Genomic DNA, 26,064 nt, shown 5'->3' with positions numbered 1-26,064 from the left:
TGGGGTTCAATCCAAATATTTCCCTGGTTTTTCGCTTTCTTTTGTCACTTTTTTCAGGCATTTACAAGTTATGTGCCTAGTTGTGATTGCATATAAGGTTCATCCTGATTACCCACTTGTCATTGTTTCCAACAGGGATGAGTTCTTTGAAAGACCTACTGAGCCACTCCACGTATGGGAGACGAGCCCCGAAATCATTGGAGGAAAGGATTTAAAAGCTGGAGGAACTTGGCTTGGTGCGAGTTCTTTCGGTAAGGTTTCTTTTCTCACCAATGTAAGAAATTTACGAAAACCTTCTCACCCCCATCCCGTTTCACGAGGAAGTTTGGTTTTAGATTTTTTAAAATCAGACCCGGAAATTTCCTCAAAGGATTATCGTGAGAAGGTACAAAATCATGCAAACGAATATGAAGGATTCAATTTATTTGTATATGATGGAAAAGAAGCAAACTATGTAGGAGGGGATCCTTTACATGTTTTGACTTTGGAACCAGGGTTTCATGCAGTGAGTAATGCCAGTTGGAATACAATTTGGCCGAAAACCGCCAAATTAAAAGCAAACGTCGAACAGGTGTTTGATTCCATTCCTATGGATGAAAATTGGCGCACCCTTGTCACATCCGAATTCTTTCGGTTACTTGCAGATGCAGATTTAGTCAAAGAAGATTCTCTCCTGCCTGACACCGGAATTGGTCTTGAAAGGGAAAGATATCTATCATCGATTCGCATTCGTGTTCCCGGTTATGGAACCCGTGCTTCAACAATTTTATTTTGTGGTAAGGATGGGGTGGAAGTTTTGGAACGCACATTCTCCGATCCGCTTTCAAATGAATTTACGGAACGGAGAGATGTCTTAGCGTTTAGCGAGAGTTAGTTTTCTAAACGAAAGTTTGTCATTGGGAAAGCAGATGTGATTTCTTTCACCGCTGCTTTTACTTTCGATTCCCAGGAAGAATCACCAAAATGATCTAAATAGTCACAGATCAAATTTCCCACTGCTTCAATTTCTTTTTCTTTTAGGCCACGAGTTGTGAGAGCTGGTGTTCCTAGTCGGATTCCTGAAGCCACAGCCGGTGGATTTTTATCAAATGGGATGGCGTTTTTATTGACGGTCACTCCCACGTGATCGAGTCCATTGGCAGCATCATTTCCTGTGAGTCCTTTTACGGAAACATCGAGAAGAACAATATGGTTGTCAGTTCCACCAGAAACCACACGAAAACCCCGTTTTTGGAAAGTATCCGCGAGAACTTTTGCATTCTTTACCACTTGTTTGATATAAGTTTTGAAATCTGGTTGTAGGGCTTCTCCGAACGCAACTGCTTTTGCTGCAATTACGTGCATGAGTGGTCCGCCTTGGATTCCTGGAAACACTCTTGAGTTTAAAATCTTTTCATGTTCCGAAGAGGAAAGGATGAGTCCCCCTCTTGGCCCACGTAACGTTTTATGAGTGGTTGTGGTAACAAAATCACAAACGCCTATTGGACTTGGGTGTTCTCCGGCAACAACAAGACCGGAAATATGTGCAATGTCTGCCATGATTTTTGCACCAATTCCATCCGCAATTTCACGGAATTTATTAAAATCAATGGTTCTTGGGTAAGCGGATGCACCTACAACAATTAGTTTTGGTTTGTGTTCTTTTGCCAGTTTTGCCACTTCATCGTAATTGATGGTTTCTGTTTTTTCATCCACACCATAAGGGATTGGTTTAAAATATTTTCCACTAATATTAACAGCACTACCATGAGTTAGGTGGCCACCATGTGCCAAATTCATCCCAAGGAAACTATCTCCTGGTTCGAGTGTTGCAAGAAATACCGCCATATTCGCCTGTGCACCGCTATGTGGTTGTACGTTTGCATATTCGGCCCCAAACATTTTTTTGGCTCTTTCGATAGCAATTTGTTCTACCTTGTCTGCGTTTTCACAACCATTGTAGTAACGTTTTCCAGGATATCCTTCTGCATATTTGTTTGTAAGAGTGGAATGGTAAGCTTCCAATACCGGACGCGAAACAAAGTTCTCACTAGCAATCATCTCTAGGGAATGTTCTTGGCGTTCGTCTTCTTTTTTTAAAGCGGAGTAAACTTCTGGATCTTGTTTTTCTAAATAACTCATGTGGGAATTTCTCTGTGAAGTGTGTATTCTGGATTTTGGTATTTCTTCTTGCGAATAGATTCAGATTCTTGGAGGACGTGTTTCCGAAAAGTAGAAAAGTCGGGGCCAAAGAAGGAAATTTTTGAAAAATCTTCCGGAGTGTCCGGCTCTGATTCTCCTAAATAAGAAAAAACTTCTCGCACAAGATCGTTTGCCCAAAGTTTATCGGAAAAAAAATCAGGTAGAGAAGTGAGAAAGTCTTTGTGGCTTCTTTCTTTGCGGTAGTCCGGTTCTTCGGGCGGGTGGTGGAGGACTTCCGCCACACGTTCAATTAAGTGATCTTCTAAAATGAGTGTCCCATGTTGTACTATGCAACCTCGTTTGCGAAACTGGGCGTTCCCTGAGATTTTTTTTAAAATTCCATTTTTTTCTAAAACCAAATCGGATTTTCCCTTCGGAAAACATTGGATGTTTTGCTTCTTTAGAGACTTAGCAACAATTCCAAGAAGGATATCATAGGAATCTTTGACAGGAAAAAGTTCCCTCCTTTCATCTAAATTGAAATAGAGAGAATAATTAATATTTCCCGATATGGAATGAAAAACGGTTCCCCCGCCAGAAGCACGCCTGGCAATATAACAAAAATTAGGTTTTGGTTTTTTCTGGAAACCAACGCTCCGAGCGACGGTTTCATACCGAGTCACCACTTCTTCTTTGATGTTGCGAAAGGGATTTTCGGAAAGACCTAAAATGATGGAATCTGGATTTTTCCAAAGCCTCACTCCAGCCGTAATTCCTTCTGAAACCATTTTTACGGAAATGGCTTCTTCAATCGCCAAATTATAGTAAGGTGACCTAGACGGAATTTGTGGAAAATAAAATACTTTAGAATTCACTCGTTGAAGTATTTCTGTGAGGCTTCGTTTAAAAATTTTCTTTCGCTTCGGGAAAGGGAATCCATTCCATTTTTAGAAATTTTTTCCAACAGTTCATCCACTTTCGTTTTTGCATTTTCCCTTTTTGCCATTTCTTCTTGGTAACGCATAAACCTACGTTTTTGTAAATACCGAGAGAGAGACCAAGTGGGAAGGGAAGTGACTTTCTTTTTCCAGCCAGTGTAAACTTTCATTAAGAATAAACCTCCAATGGCTCCCCCTAAATGAGCAAAATGGGCCACTCGTTCCCCTTGGGCAAAAAGAACCATAAGCATGACGATCATTACAAAATATTTGGCCCGCATCGGAAAGATGAGAAATACTAGAAGTTCACGGTTTGGCCAAGTCATCGCATAGGCCACAAGGAGTCCATAGATACTGGCACTCGCACCAACAACTAGCCCCTGCGGAATGCCAAAAAAATGGGCAGCCACCGTGCCAATTCCACCGAGAAATGCGGTGAAAAGATAAAATTTTAAGAAAGCACGTTCTCCCCAAAGATCCGCAAGTTCTGAACCAAACATCCAAAGGCTCAGCATATTGAATAGAATGTGTAGAAAACTCCCATGAAGGAAGGCGTAACTGAGGAGTTGCCAGGCCCAACCATTCAAAACCAGCTCTGGGGTGAGGCCGAAATAGATTTCCATAATAGGAGAATGGAAAGCCAGTTTCGTTGCCATCTGCAGTAGGAATAAAACTGCGTTGATAATCATAAGAGTGCGTACAACGGGAACCATGGGTGGTCCAAATCGGAGTTCATATCCTGGGTAACGAGAGGCCATAAATTCAAGGTCGCAAATCTTGAGTGACAAGGAAAGTCGATTTCCTAGCATCGAGGAAGTGATTGTGCAACTCTACGGAGTCCGCGGCTCCATAGCGAGCCCCCTCCGCAACCAAGACTACCGCAAAAAAATTATCGATATCCTAGACCTCTATCGGCAATCGGGGGCTGGTGTGTCAGCGGACGAATTTTGGCAAGACCTTCCCTACCATTTGAAATTTGTCACAGGATCTGACACCACCTGCGTATCTGTCACTGATGATGAAGGGGAAATTTATGTTTTGGATATGGGAACCGGTCTCAGGAACTTAGGGGACGAACTTGTTTCCGACTATCTCACAAGTAAGTTAAAAAAGACAGTCTCCTTCTTTATCACGCACACCCATTGGGATCATATCCAAGGGCTTCCCTTTTTTAAACCCATTTATTTTCCCGATTTCCTTCTGAACTTTTATTCTCCTTATTCGGATTTGGAATCCAGACTCCAAAAACAACAAGAACCAGAATTTTTTCCGGTTCCTTTGGATGGAACCGGTTCTTCCAAAGACTTCAAACTTTTTTTTCCAGGAGATGTTTTGGAATTTGGTTCGGGGATGAAGGTGGAATGTTATCCTTTAAAACATCCAGGTGGATCCTTCGCGTATAAGTTCACAAACCGTGCTGGTAAAATTTTTATTTTTGCCACAGATGCTGAATTTACCGGAGCTGATATGGATTTAATCCATGAATGCCATCCTTTTTTTGCCGAGGCTGATTTACTCATCCTCGACACCCAATACACGTTAGACGAATCGTTTTCAAAATTTGATTGGGGTCATACAGCCTACACTATGTCTGTGAACTGTGCTTCCTCATGGCGAGTCAAGAACTTAGTACTCACCCACCATGAACCAAGTTACTCAGATGAAAAAATTTACGAAATTTATAATGATGCCAAACTCCATAAAGAGCAATTAGGCGAAAAAAAATTAAAAATTCATTTAGCAAGGGAAGGGTTACGCTTCCACCTATAAGACCATGAACAAAGAAAAAACACTTCGAATCACTATTACTACTTTTTTCACCATTGCACTCCTTGGAGGTTTCTTTTTTGGATATATCCTTTCTGAGGTAAACAAAGGAAAGGAGTTACAGAAGTTGGCTTCTTACCAGCCAACAACTCCAACTAAACTCTATGATTCAAATGGAGTGTTGTTTGCCGAACTATATCGCCACAAACAAGAATTATTAAAATACAGTGACATTCCACCTCATGTCATCCATGCTTTTCTCTCCGTAGAAGATGATAATTTTTTCAATCACTTCGGAATTGATTTTTTAGCCATTGTTCGTGCCGCCATTAAAAACGTTTTTGCCGGACGGATTGTCCAAGGTGGGTCAACTCTCACCCAACAGTTAGCAAAAACCATCTTACAACAAAGGAAAAAAACTTTTGGTCGTAAGTTTTTAGAAGCGTTACTTACTTTACAAATTGAACAAGAGTATACCAAAGAAGAAATTTTAGAAATCTATTTTAACTTAATTTATTTGGGACATGGAACCACGGGTCTTTCTTCTGCTGCTAATGTCTACTTCCAAAAAGATGTGAGAGATTTGAGCATTGCAGAAGCCGCCATGCTTGCAAGACTTCCCAAAGCTCCGGTGACTTATTCCCCATTTAAAAACCCAAAAGAAGCAAAACAAGCGCATATGGTGGTTTTGGGGCTCATGGCAAAAAATGGATTCATCCCCAAAGACCAAGTTCAAAAAATCCATGATGATTTTTGGGAAAGGTACTGGCCAGTTTTCATCACTCAATCTCCTTCCCGTTCCACATGGGGTGCAAAACTCAATCGAGCCCCTTATTTTACTGAGTGGGTACGTCAAATTTTAGAGAAAGAATTAGGGGAAGAGGCTTTATATACTGGTGGACTCAGAGTTTATACAACTCTGGATGTTCGAAAACAAGAGATTGCTGAAGAGGAACTTAGAAAAGGACTTATAGAACAAGATAAGTATGCATTTGGTGCAAACTTTCGTTATGTGGGAAGGGCGGATAGGGGACTCGTTTCTTTATACAATCTTCTTGGTTCTATTTTTCCTGTTGGAGTTCCTTACGTCACTAGTTTGGATGACAGGCAAGTTTTCCGCCTCCATTTAGAAAAAGAAATGGCCCCGGCCTTAGAACTTTTGACAGATTTTACCCCGTCAGAAAATGAAAGTTCTGCGGTCAAAGAATTCCAAAGATCCTCTCTTGTGTTTTCATCCAACTTACACGTAGAAGGTGCCATTGTCACCATCGACCACCAAACTGGTTATCTTCAAACTATGGTTGGGGGATCTAGGTTCTCTCCTAAAAATCAGTTCAATCGCGCCATGCAAGCCAGACGCCAAACTGGTTCTGCATTCAAACCATTTGTTTATGCTGCAGCGATCCAAAATAGAGCCGTGGGTTCCGGAACAGGGATTATGGATGCTCCTCTAACAACAATTACAGAAGAAGGGGAAGGTTATTCGCCTCAAGATATCTCTGGGGATTTTAGAGGGATGGTTCCGCTTTCTCGTGCGTTATCTTTATCTTTAAATATTGTTTCTGTTCAAGTTTTGATGCGAACTGGAACAGATGCAGTCATCGATTTTGCATCCAAAGTGACAAAAGCAAACAAATCTAGGTTTCCTACAGGGCCTGCTTTGGCTTTAGGTGTTGCTGAATTAACACCTTATGAAATGGCTCTTGGTTATTCCATTTTAGCAAACAAAGGAAAAGATGTAATTCCGTTCAGTGTGCGTTATGTGCTGAATCAAAGTGGTTCAGTTGTTTATAATAAAGAAAAAGAAGTCCAAGAAACTCTTGCTGAAGAAGCAAAAAATGGAACAATTCAAATCATTCCGGAAGCTACTGCTTATATCATTAAACAAATGTTAATTGGTGTTGCTATGGGTGGAACTCCGACACAAGCTCTTCGTGCGGCCGATAAAGGAAATTATAAGGGAGAGTCTGGTGGAAAAACGGGATCCACATCTTCTTATACGAATGTTTGGTATGCAGGTTTTGATCCCAAATACACCTCCGTTGTATGGATGGGATTTGATAAATCCTCTCTTTCTCTTGGAAAGGGCGTCACTGCAGCGGGAGTGGCGGCTCCGATTTGGGGAAAATTGTATTCCCGTTGGTACAACGAAGGCCCGTATCCTGTATTTTATCCAAACGGAAAAGCAGAAGAAATCCCTGCTGATGTAGTGAAGGGAGCGACTTGTGCTTTTAACGGACTTTCTCCTGGCCCCAATTGTCCTTTGACAGGGAATTTATTTCTAAAACCAATTACCATTGCTGGCCGTACCTTGGCCGTCCCAGGTGGAAGGCAATGTGATGGTGACCGTGACCACTACCGCTCGATGGATCTCACCGACTTTCTCCAGAGAGAATTAGAAATCTCAGACGACGAACTGAAGTAAACCCACTTACCAAAGAAAGTCACACGTGAAAGTAAGCGGCTTTCTTTTTTCCCGCTTTCACTTTCGAAATCCACATACCAAAGAAAGTCACACGCGAAAGTAAGCGGCTTTCCTTTATCCCGCGTTCACCTTCGAAATCCACTTACCAAAGAAAGTCACACGTGAAAGTAAGTGGCTTTCCTTTTTCCCGTCCTCACCTTCGAAATCCACTTACCCTTTCTTAGCCAACCTTGTCCTTGATCCTTCTCAATTTTAGGCAATTTATTTCTAAATCAACATTCTGCTTATTTTTTGAGCAAATTTAACAGATTCCCACTCAGAAATAAGCCTGGAACTGCCATTCTCTTGCAGTTTAAGCCAATTTTCGATCTGGCACGATAGTTGCATCCCTATAAGAGAACCGCTGGTTCGGAGGGAATATGAAAAAGGCAGTTTTAACCATTCTAGTTTTGGCACTTACCGCTTCCATTTCTGCTGGAGAATCTTCTTTGATGAATGAAGACCTTGATTCCCTCATAGGTCAATATGACAAAGAAACCTTAACTGTAATCTCTAATGAACTTGTGAAACTTGCAAGTGAAGAAGAAGGTTTGGGTGAGTTTGATTTAGCTTCCGGACATTATACTCGCGCCATAAAAATTAGAGAAGCCATTGGTATGAGTGAACACAAAAGTTTTGCATCGATCCAATACCTTGCAAGTCTAGCGCATTCCAAAGCTGGTAATTTTTGTGAAGCATCCGCACATGCTAAAAAAGCAAGTGATGCATTCCGTTTACATGGTATTTCTAAATTTGAACAAAAAGCAAGTGATGATCACAAAGAATATGCACGAGCTTGTGCGGTTGTGGCATTCAAATAACAATATGTAATGATTCTTTCTAGAGATGGTTACCCTTTTTTGATTCTTCTTCGAATCAATCCAACTTCACGTGGTTGTACACGTGGGGTTGGAATTCTTTTTTCCCATACTTCAACTTAGCTTTTTCAAACAAAATAGATTTAGTGTAGGGAAGGTCAGATTCCCAGGCGATTCCAAAATTAGCTTCCGTATATCCCGATTCGTATTGTAAGGGGAATAACGATTTCCCGTCATAAAAATATAATAAAGTATGATGTTTAGATTGAATGTTTGGCGATTTAGTTGCCGAACAAGGAAATGATTTTTTCCAATCTCTACCGCGAGGGATGGCATTTACTTTTTCCTTCGAGTTACATTCAAATTCTGTTATGGAGTTTGTTTTGAGTAAAACCCAATCTCCTGACTTTTCAAAACTACCAACCCCTTCTTTGAATTGGAATTCCGAATGGTCTTCATAAATCTTCCACTCACTCCAAGTTTTTACGAATTTAGAATTGGATTGTAAATGGATTTCTTCCTGCCAGTGCAGCTCGTATCCTTTGGATCCATAAGCAGATTTTTTTTCTGAGGGCCTTTGGTAAATTCCCAGTGTTATTTTTTGATCTCTTGGAAAATCGGAAGGGAGGGAACGAATCCACTCCAGTTTAGGTGTGCAATGAATTAAAGTGAGGAGTGAAAGAAAACCGGTAAGAATGAAACTAATTCTTACCGGTTGTTTCGTGTAGATCCTTCTTCTCGGAAGTAAGGATTTAGAATTGGAAGTAGATAAAATCTTGTCCACCATCTCCAAAGATTCCAAGTAGTAACAAAATGACTACGGCAAGGAAAGGAAGGAGGATATTTTGGTAAGGTTTTAGTTTTTCATAAACAAAGTTTGAATATTGGAACCAGTTAAACATCAAACCAAGAGCAATGAAAGTCGGTAGTTCATCCACTCGGCTAAGAGTTTCTCCGGTGTTACGAAACGTTAATACACCTTTAAAAATTTCATAGGCTACATTCATCGATTCATCGCCACGTGCGGCGGCTCGGAAAAAAACGCCAGAAAAAGTGAAGATGATAAACACAACGATGGTTCGAATGATTCCCACAAATGGAAGGGTATCAGGAAGGAATTTCTTTTTTCCTCGGTGTAAATACAAAGACCTTTCAATCCAAATCAGGGCTCCTAAATAAGCTCCCCAAAATACAAAGGCCCAGTTGGCTCCGTGCCACAGTCCACCAAGACACATTGTGATGAACGAGTTTACGTTGGAACGAAAGATCGAGCCTTTGCTACCGCCGAGTGGGATATAAATATAATCTCTGAGCCAAGAAGAAAGAGTGATATGCCATCTAGACCAAAGTTCTCGGAACGACTGGGAAAAAAATGGACCTTGGAAGTTTTCCGGAATTTCATATCCCAGTAAATTTGCCGATCCGCGTGCCATATCTGTATATCCTGAGAAGTCACAATACACTTGTATGGCGAAGGCAAGAACACTGAAAAATATCGAAAAACTATCGAATTTAGCAGGATCCATAAAGATAGGAGAAATGATCGGTGAAATATTTTCTGCGATGATTACCTTCTTAAAAAGACCACCAATGATGAGAAAAAGACCTTTTTTCATTCGGTCTGAATCAATCGTTGGGTTGTCTAGTTGCGGAAGAAAATCTTGGGAACGCATGATGGGGCCTGCGATCAATTGAGGGAAGAAAAGAATGAAGAGAAAGTAGTCCACTGCGGACATTCTTTTTTCTATGATTCCTCTATGGATGTCCACCTGCACGGCAATGATTTGGAAGGTATAAAAACTAATTGCTAGCGGTAAAAAGATACTCCAAGATCCAGAGATTTCTTTGAAGGCTGGATAACCTGTGAGCGAATACAACGATCCAGTAAAGAAGTAGAAATACTTAAAAAAACCTAAATTGACTAAGTTTAATGCTACGATGGCAAAAAGTAATCTGTTGTATTTTTCTCCTTTTTCTTTTCGATTAAAAATCCATTCACTAAATCCATAATTGACAAGAATTACAAGAAGGAAGTGAAACAAAAAAGGAAAACTGAAATACGCATAAAAAATTAAGGAAGAGAGAACCAATAATGGTTTTCTTCCTTTTTGTGGAATGTTCCAGTAAATTAAATATGTATACGCAAAAAGAAGTAAATAGGGAATAGAGTTAAATAACATTGATTAGTTGGCCTTGAAATTATAGATCCCAAAGATAAAGAAACTTAGCGTTGGTTCCTGTTCCGAGGATTTTATCAGCAATTCCTAAAGAAAAAGGGTTTTTGTTGGAATCAGTTGCTTGGTAGATATTATCTACACGACCTTTCCCTCTTTGGTAAGTGATGACACGTGGGTTCCCGTTTCGGTTCCCTTGGAATTTTGGATGTTGCATGGATTGATAAACAAAGTCATCAAAGTATCCAATGAAATCAATCATCCCTTCTTTTTTAGCTTGTTCTGCTGTGAAGATCCTTCCGTCACAAATTTCTTTGAGGCGAGCCTCAGAAACGTTTGATCTTCCTTTTTTAACAACTTCAAAAAAACGGCCATACAAACTATCAATGATGGATTGAAGGATTTTTCTTTGTTCTGCAGTCATCTCTGTAAGAGGGGAACCAAGTGCTTTGTTTGGGCCAGATGTAAAAGATTGATCCTTCACTCCAATTTTATCCAAACCTTCTTTTACATTGAAACCAGACATGATGACACCGACTGAACCTGTAACAGTTGTTGGGTGAGCGCCAATTGCATCCGTAGCCATTGCGATGTAGTAAGCTCCACTGGCTGCTGTATCCATAAATCCTGCAAATACTGGAATGGATTTTCTTGTTTTAAATTTTAAAACTTCTTGGTAAATGATATCGCTGGCAGTGACAGTTCCACCGGGAGAGTTGATTTTTAAAATCACAGCTTTTACATCTGGATCTCGCTCTGCATATTTGAGGGATTCTTTGACCCGAGCTACCATCGATTCAGTGGGTGGGCCAAAAAAAGATTCTTTGGAATCATCAGAAATCATTCCTTCGATAGAGATGATGACGATTTTTTCTTGATCCCTTCCAGCAATGAGTTTCTCTTCGAAATCAGCCTTGCCACTTTGCGGTAACAAGTTCATACTGTTCCCAATGACACAAGATTCGGTAAAAAGAACCGAAAGCAGAACGACAAAAACGAAAAGAAAAGGCTTTCTTGAAGGCATACAAACCTTTCTAAGATGGCAAACTATGACTTCAATCATTTTTGGGAGATAAATCTTGTACCAACTGAAAACAAAACAGTCCAGTTTTGAGACCCACCCAACAGGTGGCGGCCAATGGCTTGGTTTGCATCTTCTCTCACCTGTGGATGGAAAACCCGTTTCTGTGGTTTCTGGACATAGGGCCCCCGATCCTTTTTTTGCTTCTGGATCCTTTTTGATGTTTCCTTGGGTCAACCGCCTAGAGCCCAATCCTTGGGCCAGAGAACCGTTTTATCCGAGCACTCACTGGCTGACCGATGGAAATGGAATCCCTTTACACGGCCTTTATCACAACTTACCCAGGCATTTGGTTGCTGAAGAAATTGGTGATAAAGAGTCTTATGCTGAATTTGAAATGGAAATCCCCACAAGTTGGAAGGGTAGTTTACTCTCAAAAATTCAGATCAGAGAATGTTATTTGTTGTATCCATCAGAGTTAAAGATCCTTTACCGATTGAAAAACATGTCTGATACAGAATTTCCTTTTGCACTCGGTATCCATCCATACTTTCGTTGGAACGAAGATGAATCTATCGATGATTTATTTTTATTTGGTTCTGGATTTCATAAGGTTAAGTTAGGAGACTATTTGTTGCCAGAAAAAATTCAGAACGATGTGACTGTATTAAATTCTGAAGAGACACTTGTCGGAAAAAACTTAGATGATCTTTATGCATCCATTGATGGAGAAAATTCTTATATAGGTCTATTCTCTATGAATAAAAAAGAAAAACTCATCATCCAAGGTGGTGATTTTTATCAAGTGTATACACCACAAGATAGAAGGTCTATAGCGATAGAACCTATGACAGGAACTGGGAATTTTTTACATTTCCCTGGTGGTAATCCTAAAACGATTGCACCAAATTCCGAAAAACAGATAGAATTTTCCATTCGATTGGATCGTTTTTAAAAAAATAAAATCACTTCGGCGAACAATCTGTCTAACGTAAGAGAGGTTAGTCCAACAATGTCAGATGCACTAGTGAATACATGCAAACAAATCAGTAAAAATTTATTGGAGATCAAGTATTTCGCTGAAAAGAAAAACACTAGCAGAACCTCTGTTTATCGCGCTTTACAAGATAAAAAAATCAATGAGGTTGTTATCGGTAAAAACTCTCGTTTTATCATCTTAGATGATTCTGCGAAGAAGTGGAAACCTGGTAGACAGTCCTAAATTCTAATTCATTTCCCAAAAGATTTGGTTCCAACCATTGGGACTGAATCTGCGGATGAATCAAATCCCATATTTCATTCGGAATTTTGTCTCTAGTTGATTTTGGTAAGATAGGATTTAGTCCGAAATAGGATAACAGGTATTCGTCGGCTTTAGTTTCTAGTAAATACCCAAGAAAACTATAATATGTTTTTCCTAAACTTTGGTCAGAATGTTTGTCTCTTGTTAGAATGTACATTTCTGCAAACTTAGGGTAAGGGGCTTTAAATTCTTTTTTCGTCAACCGGTAGGTGATACTTTTTAAATATCCGGTGCGAAAGTAGAGTTTTTTTTCACCTTCGTAATGAAGAGGGTGTGCGTTCGGTAAAAATTTTGAATCTAAATCCAAATCCATCCGGAGCTTTGTAAATCCCAAATTCAACCAAACAATCGATATGGGTCGATTCCAAAAACCAATCCAAAGTTCTTTGAAACCTTTTGGCTTTTGTTTTGCCTCTTTAAATAAAATATAGTTCCGTATAATGTGGATTAGTTTGTATTTTTCTTTTTGGGAATACCAATTTGGAAAAAAATAGAAGAAGAGGCCATTCCAAAACCGTAAAGGAACCAACAATTCTAATTCCAATCGAGATCGTCCCACTGCTAAAGGTTCCGATTTCCAGCTGGTAACAATGGCCGGTCTTAGATTTTGAAATCTAGAATCATCCCATTCAATACAGAATTGTTTGAGTTCCGTCTCTGTCATAGGGAGATGTTCTAAAGAAATAGAGACAAGAAGTGTTTTTGGGAATTTCCGCATTTTTTATTCCAATCGGTCGATCTAAGATAACAAGATGACTGATTTAGCGTTTGAGAACCAAAATTTTTTATGGGGAAATGAAGCCGGTCCCGTTCGTATCCTTTCGGAATACCTGCACCCCAAATCAGAATTCCAATCCCAAGGAATCACTGATACCATTGTAGTGTTCGGATCGGCAAGGATTCCTGCACCGGAGTCTCCGAAGTCAAACCCTCCTTCAGCTTTGGATGCACTCAGCAATTATTATGAAGAAGCTACGGCTTTTGCGAAACTAATTTCGGAATGGGCTACCAGTATCAAAGCAGATCGGCCCGGTCGTAATCTTAATATTTGCACTGGCGGCGGGCCTGGGATTATGGAAGCAGGAAACCGGGGAGCCAGAGAAGCTGGGGCCAAGTCGGTGGCTCTCAATATCGTCCTTCCCCATGAACAACATGTGAATCCTTATGTAGATCCAGAACTTACCTTCGAATTTCATTATTTCTTTATGAGAAAACTTTGGTTTATGAAGGCTTGCCGGGGGATGGTTGCCTTTCCTGGTGGGTTTGGAACCTTCGATGAACTTTTTGAAACCTTAACCCTGGTGCAGACAGGAAAAAAATCGAAAATCCCCATCCTTCTCTATGGAAAGGAATTTTGGACCCAAGTGATCAATTTCAAAAAGCTCGCAGAGATGCGTCTGATTTCAGAAGAAGATTTGGATTTATTTGGGTTTGCAGACAGTCCAGAAGAGGCACTTCGATTCTTTCAGGAAAAGATTCGTTTCGAATTGACCCATTCCACGGGTACAAAAACATAGCGAAACAAGGTAATAATTATGGCTAGAACATGTGTAGTAACCGGAAAAGGAACAACGGCAGGGAACAACGTATCCCATTCTCATAAAAAGAATCGCCGTATCTGGAAGGTGAATGTGATCACAAAGAAAATCTTTTTGGAAGACGAGAACCGTTGGGTTCGCGTTAAGATTTCTACACGTGCTTTGCGAACTCTTCGTAAAAAAGGTTTGAAAGTGGCAATTAAAGACCACGGCGGCGATATCACTGCAATCACTCCTAAAAAATACGTAGGGATCACTCCAAAAGCACAACCAGCAGCTTAAATCTTTTAAGCGCTCTTTTGGATTGAAACAATCCAGAAAAACACCAAAAATCACCGAAGTCTACCGTCTCCTAGAGGCGGAGTTCGGTGCCGTAGAAACCCCCCTCACGTTTACAAAACCTTATGAATTGGCCATCGCTGTCATTTTAAGTGCACAGTGTACGGATGAACGTGTGAACCAAGTCACACCGGAACTTTTTCGTACCTTTCCCACTTTAGAATCCTTTGCGAGTGCACCTCTGCAAGCCATAGAGAAAAAAATCTTCTCCACAGGATTTTATAAAAACAAAGCCAAAAGCATCCAAGGTTTTGCGCGAATGGTTCTTTCCGAATTTGGTGGTGAAATTCCAAAAACAATGGAAGAGGCCATCAAACTCCCTGGGTTTGGAAGAAAAACGGCCAATGTGGTGCTTGCAGAAATTTATGGAGTGGTGGAAGGGTTTGTTGTGGATACCCACGTGAAACGTCTTACCAAACGATTGGGTTTTACCAAAAAAACAGATCCCGTACAAATTGAACGGGAGATGATGAAAATCACACCTAAGGAGATTTGCCGAAACCTATCTCTGTACCTAATATTTCTCGGTCGTAAGAATTGCCAAGCCCGCCGGACATTTTGTTCGACTTGTCCTCTTTCTTCCCTATGTCCTTCGTTTTCGGAGTAGGTTTCTCTAGGCCTTCTTCCGTTTCTGATTCCTTTCTTTGTTTCCAAGAACGGTTGCGATCTGTTAAGTTAATGGATTCTAGTTTATAATCCAAACGAATTAAGTTTCGTTTGCGAAAGAATAAGTTCAAAGTGCCAAGCCTTCCGTAGTCTTTGGGGCATTCAATTTGATGGACATTTGAAAGATAACGAAACCGGGCTTGCGGTTTTCCTTCTACAAGAAGGAAGAGGGGAAGTTCGGGATGGTTTTGCCAAGGAAGGAGAGGGATTTTGGTTTCATCATCACTACCTACATAAACAATCCAACCATCATAGTCCTCAATATTTTTGACATCGATGAGTTCTTGGATGGAACCTAAACCAAGTTTTACGGGGCCATGGTTCATTTCTCTCGGTTTCCCGAGAGTGAATCCATCAAAGGGAAATTCTAAGGGTTTGTCTTTTGGAGTAAAAGGGTACAACATGTAACCTTTCCCACGTTTTAAATCCAAATCCATTTTTTCTCTTTCGACAAAACCTAGGAGGGCACTGAGACCCCCGCGGCCTTCCTCATCCATTTTGGTGAAGAGTTCTTTCCCACAATGGAAAAAAATCCGAAGGGGGCGATCCTCAAGACTCGGATGAGAAAAATTTACAGTAGTGAGGAGAAAAATCCCGATTGTCACAGTGGATGCGGGGAATCGCCCAAGAAAAGAAAGACGGATATTCATAATTTGTGACCTTGGTTCTAAGAACGGAAGAAATCGAATCAGAATGAACCAAAAAACCTTCCGACTGTCTAAACTAAGGGCAGAAAGGATGCCATGAACTTCTTTAAAAACCTAATTCTCTACGCTAAAATGGTAAAATTTTCCCACACACTCTTTGCTTTGCCCTTCGCTGGGATTAGTTTCATCCTGGCCTACTTAGAATCCACCCTAGATACAGGGGATTTACTGCGGATTGGGGCCCTGATCCTTGTTTGTATGGTGAGTGCTCGCAGTGCCGCCATGGGATTCAACCGGTATGTGGATTCGGAGATTGATGAAAAAAACCCACGCACTCAAAATAGAGAAATCCCGTCTGGAAAAATTTCCAAACTCTCGGCTCTGCTTTTTATCGGTCTTTCTGCTTTTATTTTTATCTTTGCCAGTTTCTTCGTAAACAAACTGGCTTTCCTCCTTTCTTTCCCGGCTCTCTTTGTTTTATTTCTTTATTCGCTGACCAAAAGGTTTACTCTCTTTTGTCATTTGGTTTTGGGATTTGCCATCTCTCTTGCCCCACTCGGTGCTTGGATAGCCATCACAGAAACTGTGAGTTTAGTTCCTATTTTATTTTCTTTAGGATTACTCTTTCATATTGCCGCCTTTGATGTGTTATATGCCATCCAGGATATGGACTTTGACGCAAAAGAAAATCTTCATAGCATTCCGTCTCGTCTTGGAGAAACCAAATCTCGGGCCATTGCAGTGATTCTCCATATCCTTTCTTTTGTGTTTTTTATTTTTGCAGGGATCAGTGCAGGCCTTGGGGTCATGTATTTCCTTATCCTTTCTGTGATTGGAATTTTGGTTTTATATGAACATAAAATTTCTTACCAATATAAATCGAAAGACTTACCAATGGTTTTTTACCAAATCAATTCTTGGATCAGTGTGGTTTTATTCCTTGCGATTCTTTTTGATAAATGGAACGAATTTTTATTAAAGATTTCTTCTGGAATTAGTTTTCGATGAAACTAGTTGTCGGTCTTGCCGGTGCCAGCGGTAGTATTTATGCGGCCCGGTTCCTTCGTGCTCTTTACGAATTAGAAGGTGAGACTTATATTACGGTTAGTCCTGCGGCTTTACGTATCTTTTCCGAAGAGTATGAAACAAAGGTGGAGTCGGCAGAAGAGATTCTATCTTTTGTCGAAACTAAGTGGAAAACAAAATCCAAACACAAGTTTCATGTTCGTAATTTTTTTGATATAGGATCTGATATTGCCAGTGGATCGAACACTTGGGATGGGATGGTTGTGATTCCTTGTAGTATGAAAACTGTAGCTTCCATGTCGGCAGGTCTTACTGAAAATCTAATTGAAAGAGCCGCTGATGTCAGTTTGAAGGAAAGAAGAAGGCTCATTGTGGTTCCGAGAGAAACTCCCTACAACCGCATCCACCTTAAAAATCTTTTGGCTCTGGACGAAGCAGGGGCCATCATCCTTCCCGCATCCCCTGGATTCTACCAAATGCCAAAAACATTAGATGACTTGGGTGATTTTATTGCAGGAAGGATATTTAATTTACTTGGTGTGAACCAAACTCTTTTTCCTAAGTGGTTGGGTTAAAATTCCGAAAGTAAGCTGTAGGTTTTCCATTCTCACCTAAACAAACGTAGGTGATGTCACTTTCGATCACTGCCGACATTTTTCCCGTTTGTGGGTTGTTGGTGATGGCTAAAGTGCGAGAGGTGACAGAGGATTTTCCATATTTTACGAGTTTTCCATAAATTTGGATGATGTCTCCCGCCCGAGCGGGGGAACGAAATACCACATTGTCCATACTCATGGTGACAATATTGGTATAACGAATTTTATTCATCACATACATTGCCATCCCTTCATCGATCCAGGAGAGCATTTTTCCCCCAAAAAGATTGTTATGGTAGTTCAAATCGTCTGGTTGGACCAGGTGTTGGGTGACCAGTTCCATATCGCGGAGTTTGTTCTGGATAGTATCGACCATAAATACCAAAAAATATGTTTTCGATTTATTCGATACCAAAAACCCTAGAGAAAAGATTTCCGAACTATGTACTCTTACTCCCACAAAAACATCTTAGACACCCTCCAATTTTCCAAAGAAGACCTAAATTTCTTAATCGAAAAAACAAACCGTATGAGTGTCCTCCATGAATCGGGGGAAGCATTTGGAATTCTGAATGGAAAACTCCTTGCCTCTTTATTTTTTGAAGCAAGCACACGCACACGAATGTCCTTCGAAGCGGCCATGGAAAGGTTAGGTGGAAGGTTGATTTCCACAGTGGGATTTCAGTTCTCTTCGATCTCGAAGGGAGAAACTCTTTATGATACCATGAAGATGATTGAAGCCTATGTGGACATAGCAGTCATCCGCCATCCAGTAGAAGGTTCTTCTCGGATAGCAGCCGGGGCTGTCAACATTCCTGTGATCAATGCAGGTGATGGTGCAGGCCAACATCCTACCCAAGCCCTTCTGGATTTATACACGATCTTTTCAGAAAAAGGAAAGATTGATGGTCTGAACATCGCTTTTATCGGGGATCTGAAATACGGAAGGACCATCCATTCCCTAATCAATCTTTTAAGACATTATCCAGTTCACTTATATCTCATTAGTCCTGAAGAACTGAAACTTCCTGAAAAATACAAAAAAAACTTAGATGGTTTTCCTATGACTTGGGAAGAAACCACTGACATCAAAGCATTTTGGGATGCGGATGTTGCCTATGTCACAAGGATCCAAGAAGAAAGATTTCCCGATCACAGAGAATACGAAAAACTAAAAGATATTTATAAAGTGAATAAAGAACTGGTCCTTGCTTCCAAAAAGGACACAACCATTCTCCATCCACTCCCACGTGTGAATGAACTTTCCACAGATGTAGATGATCTTCCTAACGCAGCTTACTTTCGTCAGGCGAAGTATGGTGTGGTGGTAAGAATGGTTTTACTTTGCCTCAGTCTCGGAGTGAATTTTGACTAAAAAGATTTGGACACTAGCGGAAGCCCGAGACGTCCTTCCTTTAGTGCGAGACATCACAAGAGAATACTATTTAAGAGCTAGTGTTCTTGCTGATGATGTAAGGAACAAACTATTGCCAGAAAATGTTTTAGAAGCCAAGGAAGAAGAAATTGGTGAAATCGTAAAACATTGGACTAATGAAATTTTGGCAATGCAGATCGACGTGAAAGGTTTGTGGCTTGTTGATTTTGATAATGGCAACGGTTTTTACTGTTGGACTTGGGGCGAAGAAGACGTGTTATACGAACATGGTTATTTTGAAGGATTTAGATCGAGAAAACTCATAGAGGAAAATAAAGAAGAAAATGACTCAGATAAATGAAAACTATTTAAAATTGAAAGCAGGATACTTATTTCCTGAAATCGGAAGAAGGGTAAAAGTTTATTCCGATGCCAACCAAAGTGCTAAAATCATTCGTCTTGGAATTGGTGATGTCACTTTACCACTCGCACCTACAATTGTGAATGCGATGGTTGATGCTGCCAAAGAAATGGGAAGTGCTGGTGGGTTCCATGGATACGGCCCAGAACAAGGATATTCCTTTCTCATCCAAAAAATCATCGCACATGATTATACAGCGCGTGGTGTCCAAATTGCAGAAGATGAAGTCTTTGTTTCTGATGGATCCAAATGTGACTGCGGTAATATCCAAGAGATTTTTTCTTTAGATAGTAAAATCGCCGTAGTGGATCCAGTGTATCCGGTTTACGTGGATACAAACGTAATGGCAGGTCGCACCGGAGAAGTTGGGTCTGATGGAAGGTATGCAAATATCATTTATATGCCAGCCACAGAAGAAAACAATTTTGAACCAGACTTCCCAAAAGAAAAACCTGATATCATTTATCTTTGTTATCCGAATAACCCAACGGGAATGGTGGCAACGAAGGCTCGTCTCACGGAATGGGTGAACTTTGCAAAAAAAATCGGAAGTATCATCCTTTATGATTCTGCTTACGAATCCTTTATCCAAGATCCTGAAATTCCAAAATCCATTTATGAAATTCCTGGTGCTAAAGAAGTGGCTATGGAATTTAGATCCTTTTCCAAAACAGCTGGATTTACAGGAACTCGTTGTGCCTACCTTGTGATTCCGAAAGATCTAAAAGGAAAAACAAAAGCGGGTGAAGAAATCAGTTTTAATTCCCTTTGGAACCGTCGCCACACCACCAAGTTCAATGGAGTGTCTTACGTGACACAAAAAGGAGCTGAGGCAATTTTCTCCGCACAGGGCCAAGTGGAGATCAAAGAACAAATTTCCTACTATATGCAAAATGCAAAACTCATTCGCGAAGGTTTGGCAACTGCTGGATACACTGTTTTTGGCGGAACGAACGCTCCTTACATTTGGTTAAAAACTCCGAGAGGACTGAAATCCTGGGAATTTTTTGACGAACTTTTGGGGAAAGCACAAGTGGTCGGAACTCCCGGATCGGGATTTGGGCCTGCCGGAGAGGGATATTTCCGACTTTCTGCCTTTGGAAAGCGGGAAGATGTGATTTCTGCGATAGAACGAATCCAAAAAATGTAAAATTTAGTCCTGGTTTTTCCCGTAGCTCCGATATATAAAAACAAGGTAGAGCTATGGGAAAATGGAAATTCATCCTCTTTTTTGCAATGGTAGTGGGTCATATCTCACATATCAGTGCAGTATCACCAGAACAGACGAATCTGGGGATTTTAATCTTTGAAAACAAAGAAAACTTAAATTTTATCAATGTTGCTCTGAGTAATTTGGCTCCTTCGCAAGAAGAAACTCAAAGTTCTGCGCAACCTGGAGCTGAAACTCCCGCTGCGGATCCTTCCAAAAAGAATTTGGATTTTGATTATTTCAAACTTCTAAAAGCAGCCAACCAATCTGACTTTAGTGGAAACATGTGGTACTTGCAAAGTAACTATGTGTATGGATTTCGCCAACTCCGCCAAGCCCAAGGGGAACTAAAAAATATTTTTGAAATCGTTCTTCAAAAGTATATCGAAGATGCAAGAGCACTTCTAGAAGCGGCAGCACCTACCATCATTCGTTCCAATGACAATAATGCCAAAGCATTGTTACGTCTTGGTTTTCGTGACCTTCGTTCTTCGGAAGACCTTTACACAACAGGTCTTAATTCCAGCCCACACCAATACCGATACAAACTCACTCTTTATAAAGAGGGGATTCTGACTCTACGTCGTGCGAAACGTTTTGCCATCCTTGCGATGATTTATAGCAAAACTCCAGACGAGGACAAACCAGAATACCAATACCGATCCAACGAAGATCTAAAAGATGCTCGTAACGAAGAAAAACAACGTAACTACGAAAAGGTGAGAGATACCATCATCAACTTCGTAGAAAACAAACGTATGGAAAGAACGGTGGTCCCTCCAGGAAATCCTGATGCAAAACCTTTAGATCTTTTAGAACAACACGATGATAATTATGGTTTCATTACTTCTAAAAAGTTAGATTTACTTTTGGAAGCCAATGCACAAATCAAAGAGACGGAAGGTGCGAGACGTGAGTCAGTTCCTCCAACTCCTAAGTTTGATGAAAACGGAAAGGCCATCTATCCAGAAGAAAAGAAAAAATAATATGAAGTGGATTGTTAGTGTTATCATCTTAAGTTTTAGTTTAGCGCTTGTGGCAAAAACCACAATGTCCTATAGAGAACGTAAAAAACAATTAGATGGAAAAATAACATTAGTCCTCGACATCAAAGAACAATTGAAGTTGGAACCGGAAACGGGAAAAACTTCAGTTGAATCCATTCGCACCCAAGTAGAAGAAACTTACCGCGCAGGAAACCGCGTGGAAATCGAAAAAACTCTTTCCCTTGCCGAAGGGGATCTTCTTGTCACTCAAAGAAAACTTTGTTTTCCTATGGAAGAATCAGCAAATGGGCTCTACCAAAAAGCCATGGGACAATGGATCCTTCTCGAAGGGGAAGACAAGACAGGCACTCGCACATTGGAGTGGGATACAAAGGAAAAAATCCAAAGGTATCTAGTGATGGCAAAAAGTGAAAAAGACCATGCAAAAGAATACTTTTTGTCTGGGAACTACCAACTCTCTCTCCATACATACAAACGTTCGCTAGTTTACAGTCTTATGTCTTTACGATCGCAAAAAGCAGAGATCCCCGAAGAATTCCAAACTGCTGACAATGTTTGGGTGCAACCCATTTGGATGAGCCTCCACAAACAAAAGCAAACCTCGATTCAAGAAAACTAAAAATTTCGATTTTCACTGATAACAAATTCGAAAGAATGACTGCTTAGTGAAGTTTGAATCACTTTATCGTCATTTTTTGCTGACAAAGGCTACCCATCTTCCTGTGATTTCGGAAGAGGGTGAGTTACTGGGTCTACTTTCCAAAGATCGTGTCCACCGCGAGTTGTCTGATTTGGGAAGAGAAAGAGAAGACCTAGAACAAATTCCTCTGGAAATTTTAGAAACCGAACTTCACGAAAACCTATTATTATATTTTAAAGAATCCACCCAGATCCCTGTCATCGGACTCGACGGCGAAAAAAAAGACAATTGGGACAAACCTAGGTTCCTTGCTTCCTTCACTCGCCTTGACTCTTCGCAAGGACGTGATCCTAAACTCGAAGAAATCGAATCCAAATTAGAAAAGAAGAAAGAAAATGCGGACTCTGTGCAGTGGTTTATGGAACTCATCCTTTCTCATTTCCCGGATGGGCTTCTTGCGACAGATGTGAATGGCTCTACCATCTTTTATAATGAAAGCTTTGAAAATCATATTCTCACAAAACCATTGTTTCGTGACTCATTGCAGTTGGCCGAAAAATACCTTCACAATCTAAATCGCGAAGTACTCGCTACCTACTTAAAAGATCATGATTTGAGTTTGGGAAAGGATGCTGATACGAGTGTTCTGTATACCAACATTACGGAACTGAAAGTCACACTTCGCATTGTGACTTTGAAAAAAGAAAAAAAGGTATTTGGATTTTTATATCATTTTTCACCTTCCTCCTTTGCCCATCCTTCGGGGGATGGAGATTTGGAGTTTCCAAATTTAGGTGACGCTTTCCGTTCCAAACTCCCTTTGGAATCTGTCTTGGAAGAAATGGAAGCACATTACATCCATAAGTCGCTAAAAAGAAATTCCAATAATATTTCGCATACAGCTACTGAACTTGGTGTACCAAGAACCACCCTACAAAACCGGATTCGTTTTTTAAAACTCTCGGAACGTTTCCAAAACGAGGGTAAGGTCAAAACGGTAATTCCCCGAAAACGGTCTGAAAAACCAGAAGAGAAACCAAAAAAAGTCGCATCCAAAAAGAATTCATCGCCCTTAAAGAAGGCCAAAACTGTTCAGAAACCAGTGAAATCTTCGAAACCGACCACTAAAGGAAAGAAACAGAGTCCAAAACCAAGGCAAGCAGGGAAAAAGTCGAAAAAAAGACGTTGACGAAAACACTCAGAAAAACAATTTTTTCATTACCGTTTGAGAAAACACCTCCGCACTTCGCTGTTTCACTTGCATACTTAACTTGCACAAATGGTTTCCCAAATTTAATCAAATACTCTAACAAATCAATGTAGAACAATCTATGGCATCACGCAAACAAGAAGAAATCCAAGTTAATCCTCCCGAAGAACCAACTGAATATACAAACGGCATCATGGACCAAGAAGATGGTTCCGAACCCCCAAAACAGTTTAAGAAGAAAAAGAACCGATACGAAGGTCCCGTTCCTCCTCCACTCGATTTAGTAGAACTCAAGAAAAAAAACATCAACGAACTGGCTGACCTTGCGAAGGGTTTAGGGGTTGAAAACACTCACGGCCTCAAGAAACAAAACTTGATGTTTGCTCTCCTCCAAGCACAAACCGAAAAAGACGGACAAGTGCATGCAGCAGGAGTTATGGAAAGACTTCCTGATGGTTATGGTTTCCTTCGTTCACCTGACTACAATTATGTGCCAGGTCCAGATGATATTTATGTTTCTCCATCACAAATTAAATTGTTTGGGCTTCGTACAGGTGATACTGTAACCGGACTCATCAGACCACCGAAAGAAGCAGAAAGATTTTTTGCTATGTTACGTGTGGAATCCATCAACGGATTCCCAGTAGAAGTCGCTCAAAAAAGAAATTTATTTGATAACCTAACACCTCTCTATCCAGACGAAAGAATCAATATGGAATTTGATCCAAGCCATTTGGACACAAGGGTCATTGATCTTATGTGTCCTATTGGAAAGGGACAAAGAGCACTCATCGTTGCCCCTCCAAGAACTGGTAAAACAGTTCTTATGCAATCCATTGCCAACGCGATTACAAGAAACCACCCTGAAATTTTTCTTATCGTTTTACTCATCGATGAACGTCCGGAAGAAGTAACCGACATGGCTCGCCATGTAAAAGGAGAAGTGGTGAGTTCTACTTTTGATGAACCAGCACAACGTCACGTCCAAGTGGCAGAGATGGTGATCGAAAAAGCAAAACGACTTGTGGAACATGGAAAGGATGTGGTCATCCTTCTCGACTCCATCACAAGACTTGCCCGTGCTTATAACCAAGTGGTTCCCACTTCAGGAAAGATCCTTTCCGGTGGTGTGGATTCCAATGCCCTTCACAAACCAAAACGTTTCTTTGGTGCCGCAAGGAATATTGAAGAGGGTGGGTCACTCACCATCATCGCCACTGCCCTCATTGACACTGGTTCCCGAATGGACGAGGTGATTTTTGAGGAATTTAAGGGAACGGGAAATATGGAAATCCATTTGGATAGAAAACTCGCTGACAAACGAATTTTTCCTGCCATTGACATCAACCGTTCCGGAACAAGAAAAGAGGAACTCCTGCTACCGCAAGATACCCTCACTCGAGTCTTTATCCTCCGAAAAGTACTTTCTCCCATGAGTATCACCGAAAGTATGGAACTATTGATCGAAAAAATGCGTGGCGCAAAGACGAACGACCAGTTCCTCGCCAGCATGAATACAAATTAGAAGGGCCACCATGAAAACTGACATACATCCAAAATACGTTTCTGCAAAAATCAAATGCGCTTGTGGTACTGTGATCGAAACTAGATCCACTGCCGGGGACATCAGTGTGGAAATTTGTTCCAACTGCCACCCTTTCTTTACCGGAAAATCCAAACTAGTGGATACAACGGGCCGAGTAGACAAGTTCAAGAAAAAATACAAAATGAAGTAAGAGGCCAAGGCCTCAGATCCGTCTAACTTATAACGGGGGAAAAACTCATGGCAGTAATGGACTTTGCTCGCTACAAAGAAATCAACGACCAAAGGATGAATTACCGTGAGATGGACGATGCCACCGTCGTCTCCTATTACCGCAACACGGGTTGCGGGGACGGATATCGCATCTACTTAAAGTTAAACGACATGCAAGTTGTGGAAGACGCAAGTTATACCACAACAGGATGTGGGTTTGGAATTGTCGCTCTTGCTATGGCAACCGAGTATGCAAAAGGCAAATCTCTAAACGATTTGAGAAACCTCACACCCGAAACCTTAGAAACTCTTTTCGAATTTCCAGAAAGAAGAAAAAACTACCCGGAATCTGCGGTGGCTGCACTCAAAAAAGCAGTCGAAGATTATGAATCCGGACAAGGTGTTCCCAAAGAAAACCGAATCACAAAATCGCAAACCATGGAACTTCTTCACAACCAGGGCCACCTTCGGGAAGCTAAGTTATCCAGTGTTATGTTAGAAAAAGAAAAGTTGGATGGTGTAGATTTTTCTGGTGCCGACCTTCACAACGCCTTCCTTCAGAATTCTAGTTTTGTGGGAGCTAACTTCCAAGGTGCCAACCTCAAGGCATCATTTTTTAACGGTGCCGATCTTAGGAATGCAAATTTCCGAGGTGCTGACTTACGTTTTGCCAAACTGGCATCTGCCAAAATTGAAGGTGCCGACTTTACTGACGCCATTTATGACATTGGAACCCGAGTGGATCATAGCCAAATGTATATCTTCGATGTTATGAAAAAAGCAGGTAAGGATCTCTATCTGAAAAAAGAGGATGGGGAATGAAGCCAGGCGATAAGGCAAAACTCATTAAACCAACATTCTTAAACAAAGGTATTTTTATTTTTACTGGTTCTACAGTGGAAATCAAAGAAATCCAATCCGAGAAAGCCATTGTTGTTTATAATGATAAAGAAGGATACCCGCACGATTTAGAGATGAATCTAACGGATTTGGCCCCGCTTTCTTAAAGCCGATTTTCTTGACACAA

28 protein-coding genes are annotated in these 26,064 nt (G+C 40.7%); 20 read left to right on the top strand and 8 right to left on the bottom strand.

Annotation, left to right across the window (positions count from 1 at the left end; translation table 11 throughout):
- Positions 1 to 70 precede the first annotated feature (70 nt).
- Positions 71 to 874 (top strand): NRDE family protein, encoded by an 804-nt coding sequence (locus EHQ16_RS01000; protein ID WP_208742216.1) that lies wholly within the window; start codon positions 71 to 73, stop codon positions 872 to 874.
- Here EHQ16_RS01000 and glyA read toward each other — a convergent pair.
- The 3 genes from glyA to EHQ16_RS00985 are packed head-to-tail and all read right to left on the bottom strand — an operon-like array spanning position 871 to position 3,817.
- The gene (gene glyA / locus EHQ16_RS00995) at positions 871 to 2,121 is read right to left on the bottom strand and encodes a serine hydroxymethyltransferase (protein ID WP_135637172.1); all 1,251 of its coding nucleotides are present in this window, start codon (positions 2,119 to 2,121) and stop codon (positions 871 to 873) included. The two genes, EHQ16_RS01000 and glyA, sit on opposite strands and share 4 nt — an antisense overlap.
- Positions 2,118 to 2,996, bottom strand: a complete 879-nt coding sequence (locus EHQ16_RS00990) for a lipoate--protein ligase family protein (RefSeq protein ID WP_135637174.1) — start codon at positions 2,994 to 2,996, stop codon at positions 2,118 to 2,120. The genes glyA and EHQ16_RS00990 overlap by 4 nt, the downstream gene beginning before the upstream one ends.
- Positions 2,993 to 3,817: a rhomboid family intramembrane serine protease gene (locus EHQ16_RS00985; RefSeq protein WP_135637376.1), complete on the bottom strand. Its 825-nt coding sequence runs from the start codon at positions 3,815 to 3,817 to the stop codon at positions 2,993 to 2,995. Before EHQ16_RS00985 ends, EHQ16_RS00990 begins: the two co-directional genes overlap by 4 nt.
- 58 nt (positions 3,818 to 3,875) lie before the next feature.
- Here EHQ16_RS00985 and EHQ16_RS00980 point away from each other — a divergent pair, with 58 nt between their 5' ends.
- The 3 genes from EHQ16_RS00980 (at position 3,876) to EHQ16_RS00970 (ending at position 8,111) form a co-directional block, all read left to right on the top strand.
- A complete protein-coding gene (locus EHQ16_RS00980) occupies positions 3,876 to 4,829 on the top strand; it encodes an MBL fold metallo-hydrolase (RefSeq protein ID WP_208742248.1) in 954 nt (317 codons plus the stop codon).
- Between the two features lie 4 nt (positions 4,830 to 4,833).
- On the top strand, positions 4,834 to 7,251 hold the full coding sequence (locus EHQ16_RS00975; RefSeq protein WP_135637178.1) for a penicillin-binding protein 1A: 2,418 nt from the start codon (positions 4,834 to 4,836) through the stop codon (positions 7,249 to 7,251).
- A 419-nt stretch (positions 7,252 to 7,670) separates the two neighbouring features.
- On the top strand, positions 7,671 to 8,111 hold the full coding sequence (locus EHQ16_RS00970) for a tetratricopeptide repeat protein (RefSeq protein WP_135637180.1): 441 nt from the start codon (positions 7,671 to 7,673) through the stop codon (positions 8,109 to 8,111).
- A gap of 55 nt (positions 8,112 to 8,166) precedes the next feature.
- On the opposite strand, the gene EHQ16_RS00965 is transcribed toward EHQ16_RS00970, so the two are convergent.
- Genes EHQ16_RS00965 through sppA form a run of 3 tightly spaced genes read right to left on the bottom strand, consistent with a single transcriptional unit; the run spans position 8,167 to position 11,306 of the window.
- Positions 8,167 to 8,895 carry a hypothetical protein gene (locus EHQ16_RS00965; RefSeq protein ID WP_208742215.1) on the bottom strand — a complete coding sequence of 243 codons (729 nt, stop codon included), beginning with the start codon at positions 8,893 to 8,895 and terminating at the stop codon, positions 8,167 to 8,169.
- Positions 8,861 to 10,288 carry an MBOAT family O-acyltransferase gene (locus EHQ16_RS00960; protein WP_135637182.1) on the bottom strand — a complete coding sequence of 476 codons (1,428 nt, stop codon included), beginning with the start codon at positions 10,286 to 10,288 and terminating at the stop codon, positions 8,861 to 8,863. Before EHQ16_RS00960 ends, EHQ16_RS00965 begins: the two co-directional genes overlap by 35 nt.
- Before the next feature lie 19 nt (positions 10,289 to 10,307).
- Positions 10,308 to 11,306: a signal peptide peptidase SppA gene (sppA, locus tag EHQ16_RS00955; RefSeq protein ID WP_167482620.1), complete on the bottom strand. Its 999-nt coding sequence runs from the start codon at positions 11,304 to 11,306 to the stop codon at positions 10,308 to 10,310.
- A 55-nt stretch (positions 11,307 to 11,361) separates the two neighbouring features.
- Here sppA and EHQ16_RS00950 point away from each other — a divergent pair, with 55 nt between their 5' ends.
- Positions 11,362 to 12,258, top strand: a complete 897-nt coding sequence (locus EHQ16_RS00950; protein WP_135637187.1) for an aldose 1-epimerase — start codon at positions 11,362 to 11,364, stop codon at positions 12,256 to 12,258.
- Between the two features lie 217 nt (positions 12,259 to 12,475).
- Here the strand turns inward: EHQ16_RS00950 and EHQ16_RS00940 are convergent, their stop codons facing one another.
- Entirely contained in the window at positions 12,476 to 13,324 is an 849-nt protein-coding gene (locus tag EHQ16_RS00940; RefSeq protein ID WP_135637188.1) for a hypothetical protein, read from the bottom strand.
- Positions 13,325 to 13,358: 34 nt separating this feature from the next.
- Here EHQ16_RS00940 and EHQ16_RS00935 point away from each other — a divergent pair, with 34 nt between their 5' ends.
- The 5 genes from EHQ16_RS00935 to EHQ16_RS00915 all read left to right on the top strand — a co-directional run bounded on the left by EHQ16_RS00935 (position 13,359) and on the right by EHQ16_RS00915 (position 17,397).
- Positions 13,359 to 14,123, top strand: coding sequence for an LOG family protein (locus tag EHQ16_RS00935; protein WP_135637190.1), 765 nt, complete (start codon positions 13,359 to 13,361; stop codon positions 14,121 to 14,123).
- Between the two features lie 18 nt (positions 14,124 to 14,141).
- Positions 14,142 to 14,426, top strand: coding sequence for a 50S ribosomal protein L28 (rpmB, locus tag EHQ16_RS00930; RefSeq protein ID WP_100742302.1), 285 nt, complete (start codon positions 14,142 to 14,144; stop codon positions 14,424 to 14,426).
- Between the two features lie 22 nt (positions 14,427 to 14,448).
- A complete protein-coding gene (gene nth, locus EHQ16_RS00925; RefSeq protein WP_135637193.1) occupies positions 14,449 to 15,090 on the top strand; it encodes an endonuclease III in 642 nt (213 codons plus the stop codon).
- A gap of 802 nt (positions 15,091 to 15,892) precedes the next feature.
- On the top strand, positions 15,893 to 16,804 hold the full coding sequence (locus EHQ16_RS00920) for a UbiA-like polyprenyltransferase (protein ID WP_135637195.1): 912 nt from the start codon (positions 15,893 to 15,895) through the stop codon (positions 16,802 to 16,804).
- Positions 16,801 to 17,397: a UbiX family flavin prenyltransferase gene (locus EHQ16_RS00915; protein WP_135637197.1), complete on the top strand. Its 597-nt coding sequence runs from the start codon at positions 16,801 to 16,803 to the stop codon at positions 17,395 to 17,397. Before EHQ16_RS00920 ends, EHQ16_RS00915 begins: the two co-directional genes overlap by 4 nt.
- Here the strand turns inward: EHQ16_RS00915 and EHQ16_RS00910 are convergent.
- Positions 17,381 to 17,794 (bottom strand): acyl-CoA thioesterase, encoded by a 414-nt coding sequence (locus EHQ16_RS00910; RefSeq protein ID WP_135637199.1) that lies wholly within the window; start codon positions 17,792 to 17,794, stop codon positions 17,381 to 17,383. The two genes, EHQ16_RS00915 and EHQ16_RS00910, sit on opposite strands and share 17 nt — an antisense overlap.
- A gap of 66 nt (positions 17,795 to 17,860) precedes the next feature.
- Between EHQ16_RS00910 and pyrB the strand changes: the two genes are divergently transcribed.
- The 10 genes from pyrB (at position 17,861) to EHQ16_RS00860 (ending at position 26,044) form a co-directional block, all read left to right on the top strand.
- Positions 17,861 to 18,793 (top strand): aspartate carbamoyltransferase, encoded by a 933-nt coding sequence (pyrB, locus tag EHQ16_RS00905; protein WP_135637201.1) that lies wholly within the window; start codon positions 17,861 to 17,863, stop codon positions 18,791 to 18,793.
- A complete protein-coding gene (locus tag EHQ16_RS00900; RefSeq protein ID WP_135637203.1) occupies positions 18,786 to 19,154 on the top strand; it encodes a DUF2203 domain-containing protein in 369 nt (122 codons plus the stop codon). The genes pyrB and EHQ16_RS00900 overlap by 8 nt, the downstream gene beginning before the upstream one ends.
- Entirely contained in the window at positions 19,138 to 20,364 is a 1,227-nt protein-coding gene (locus EHQ16_RS00895) for an LL-diaminopimelate aminotransferase (protein ID WP_135637205.1), read from the top strand. Before EHQ16_RS00900 ends, EHQ16_RS00895 begins: the two co-directional genes overlap by 17 nt.
- Before the next feature lie 53 nt (positions 20,365 to 20,417).
- Positions 20,418 to 21,410: an adhesin OmpL37 family surface protein gene (locus EHQ16_RS00890; RefSeq protein ID WP_135637208.1), complete on the top strand. Its 993-nt coding sequence runs from the start codon at positions 20,418 to 20,420 to the stop codon at positions 21,408 to 21,410.
- Between the two features lies 1 nt (position 21,411).
- Positions 21,412 to 22,050 (top strand): hypothetical protein, encoded by a 639-nt coding sequence (locus tag EHQ16_RS00885; protein WP_135637209.1) that lies wholly within the window; start codon positions 21,412 to 21,414, stop codon positions 22,048 to 22,050.
- Positions 22,051 to 22,096: 46 nt separating this feature from the next.
- On the top strand, positions 22,097 to 23,260 hold the full coding sequence (locus EHQ16_RS00880; RefSeq protein WP_135637211.1) for a helix-turn-helix domain-containing protein: 1,164 nt from the start codon (positions 22,097 to 22,099) through the stop codon (positions 23,258 to 23,260).
- Between the two features lie 142 nt (positions 23,261 to 23,402).
- Positions 23,403 to 24,806, top strand: a complete 1,404-nt coding sequence (gene rho, locus EHQ16_RS00875; RefSeq protein ID WP_135587090.1) for a transcription termination factor Rho — start codon at positions 23,403 to 23,405, stop codon at positions 24,804 to 24,806.
- Positions 24,807 to 24,816: 10 nt separating this feature from the next.
- Positions 24,817 to 25,017 (top strand): 50S ribosomal protein L31, encoded by a 201-nt coding sequence (rpmE, locus tag EHQ16_RS00870; RefSeq protein WP_004787613.1) that lies wholly within the window; start codon positions 24,817 to 24,819, stop codon positions 25,015 to 25,017.
- Positions 25,018 to 25,064: 47 nt separating this feature from the next.
- Positions 25,065 to 25,859 carry a pentapeptide repeat-containing protein gene (locus EHQ16_RS00865; protein WP_135637213.1) on the top strand — a complete coding sequence of 265 codons (795 nt, stop codon included), beginning with the start codon at positions 25,065 to 25,067 and terminating at the stop codon, positions 25,857 to 25,859.
- Entirely contained in the window at positions 25,856 to 26,044 is a 189-nt protein-coding gene (locus EHQ16_RS00860; RefSeq protein ID WP_004785346.1) for a hypothetical protein, read from the top strand. The genes EHQ16_RS00865 and EHQ16_RS00860 overlap by 4 nt, the downstream gene beginning before the upstream one ends.
- The last annotated feature ends 20 nt before the right edge of the window (positions 26,045 to 26,064 follow it).

The organism is Leptospira kanakyensis (assembly GCF_004769235.1).
Taxonomy (GTDB): domain Bacteria; phylum Spirochaetota; class Leptospiria; order Leptospirales; family Leptospiraceae; genus Leptospira_A; species Leptospira_A kanakyensis.
Note: the sequence above shows the minus strand (reverse complement) of the source record. Positions and strands in the feature narration are given on the sequence as shown.

Excerpts from the sequence above, each read along its gene's own strand:
- EHQ16_RS00885 (WP_135637209.1), top strand. The coding sequence starts at position 21,412 with ATGAAGTGGATTGTTAGTGTTATCATCTTAAGTTTTAGTTTAGCGCTT.
- EHQ16_RS00935 (WP_135637190.1), top strand. The coding sequence starts at position 13,359 with ATGACTGATTTAGCGTTTGAGAACCAAAATTTTTTATGGGGAAATGAA.
- EHQ16_RS01000 (WP_208742216.1), top strand. The coding sequence starts at position 71 with ATGTGCCTAGTTGTGATTGCATATAAGGTTCATCCTGATTACCCACTT.
- EHQ16_RS00940 (WP_135637188.1), bottom strand. The coding sequence starts at position 13,324 with ATGCGGAAATTCCCAAAAACACTTCTTGTCTCTATTTCTTTAGAACAT.
- rho (WP_135587090.1), top strand. The coding sequence starts at position 23,403 with ATGGCATCACGCAAACAAGAAGAAATCCAAGTTAATCCTCCCGAAGAA.
- EHQ16_RS00975 (WP_135637178.1), top strand. The coding sequence starts at position 4,834 with ATGAACAAAGAAAAAACACTTCGAATCACTATTACTACTTTTTTCACC.
- EHQ16_RS00895 (WP_135637205.1), top strand. The coding sequence starts at position 19,138 with ATGACTCAGATAAATGAAAACTATTTAAAATTGAAAGCAGGATACTTA.
- EHQ16_RS00965 (WP_208742215.1), bottom strand. The coding sequence starts at position 8,895 with ATGGTGGACAAGATTTTATCTACTTCCAATTCTAAATCCTTACTTCCG.
- sppA (WP_167482620.1), bottom strand. The coding sequence starts at position 11,306 with ATGCCTTCAAGAAAGCCTTTTCTTTTCGTTTTTGTCGTTCTGCTTTCG.
- rpmB (WP_100742302.1), top strand. The coding sequence starts at position 14,142 with ATGGCTAGAACATGTGTAGTAACCGGAAAAGGAACAACGGCAGGGAAC.
- EHQ16_RS00860 (WP_004785346.1), top strand. The coding sequence starts at position 25,856 with ATGAAGCCAGGCGATAAGGCAAAACTCATTAAACCAACATTCTTAAAC.
- EHQ16_RS00960 (WP_135637182.1), bottom strand. The coding sequence starts at position 10,288 with ATGTTATTTAACTCTATTCCCTATTTACTTCTTTTTGCGTATACATAT.
- EHQ16_RS00970 (WP_135637180.1), top strand. The coding sequence starts at position 7,671 with ATGAAAAAGGCAGTTTTAACCATTCTAGTTTTGGCACTTACCGCTTCC.
- EHQ16_RS00985 (WP_135637376.1), bottom strand. The coding sequence starts at position 3,817 with ATGGCCTCTCGTTACCCAGGATATGAACTCCGATTTGGACCACCCATG.
- rpmE (WP_004787613.1), top strand. The coding sequence starts at position 24,817 with ATGAAAACTGACATACATCCAAAATACGTTTCTGCAAAAATCAAATGC.
- EHQ16_RS00890 (WP_135637208.1), top strand. The coding sequence starts at position 20,418 with ATGGGAAAATGGAAATTCATCCTCTTTTTTGCAATGGTAGTGGGTCAT.
- EHQ16_RS00920 (WP_135637195.1), top strand. The coding sequence starts at position 15,893 with ATGAACTTCTTTAAAAACCTAATTCTCTACGCTAAAATGGTAAAATTT.
- pyrB (WP_135637201.1), top strand. The coding sequence starts at position 17,861 with ATGTACTCTTACTCCCACAAAAACATCTTAGACACCCTCCAATTTTCC.
- glyA (WP_135637172.1), bottom strand. The coding sequence starts at position 2,121 with ATGAGTTATTTAGAAAAACAAGATCCAGAAGTTTACTCCGCTTTAAAA.
- EHQ16_RS00910 (WP_135637199.1), bottom strand. The coding sequence starts at position 17,794 with ATGGTCGATACTATCCAGAACAAACTCCGCGATATGGAACTGGTCACC.
- EHQ16_RS00915 (WP_135637197.1), top strand. The coding sequence starts at position 16,801 with ATGAAACTAGTTGTCGGTCTTGCCGGTGCCAGCGGTAGTATTTATGCG.
- EHQ16_RS00865 (WP_135637213.1), top strand. The coding sequence starts at position 25,065 with ATGGCAGTAATGGACTTTGCTCGCTACAAAGAAATCAACGACCAAAGG.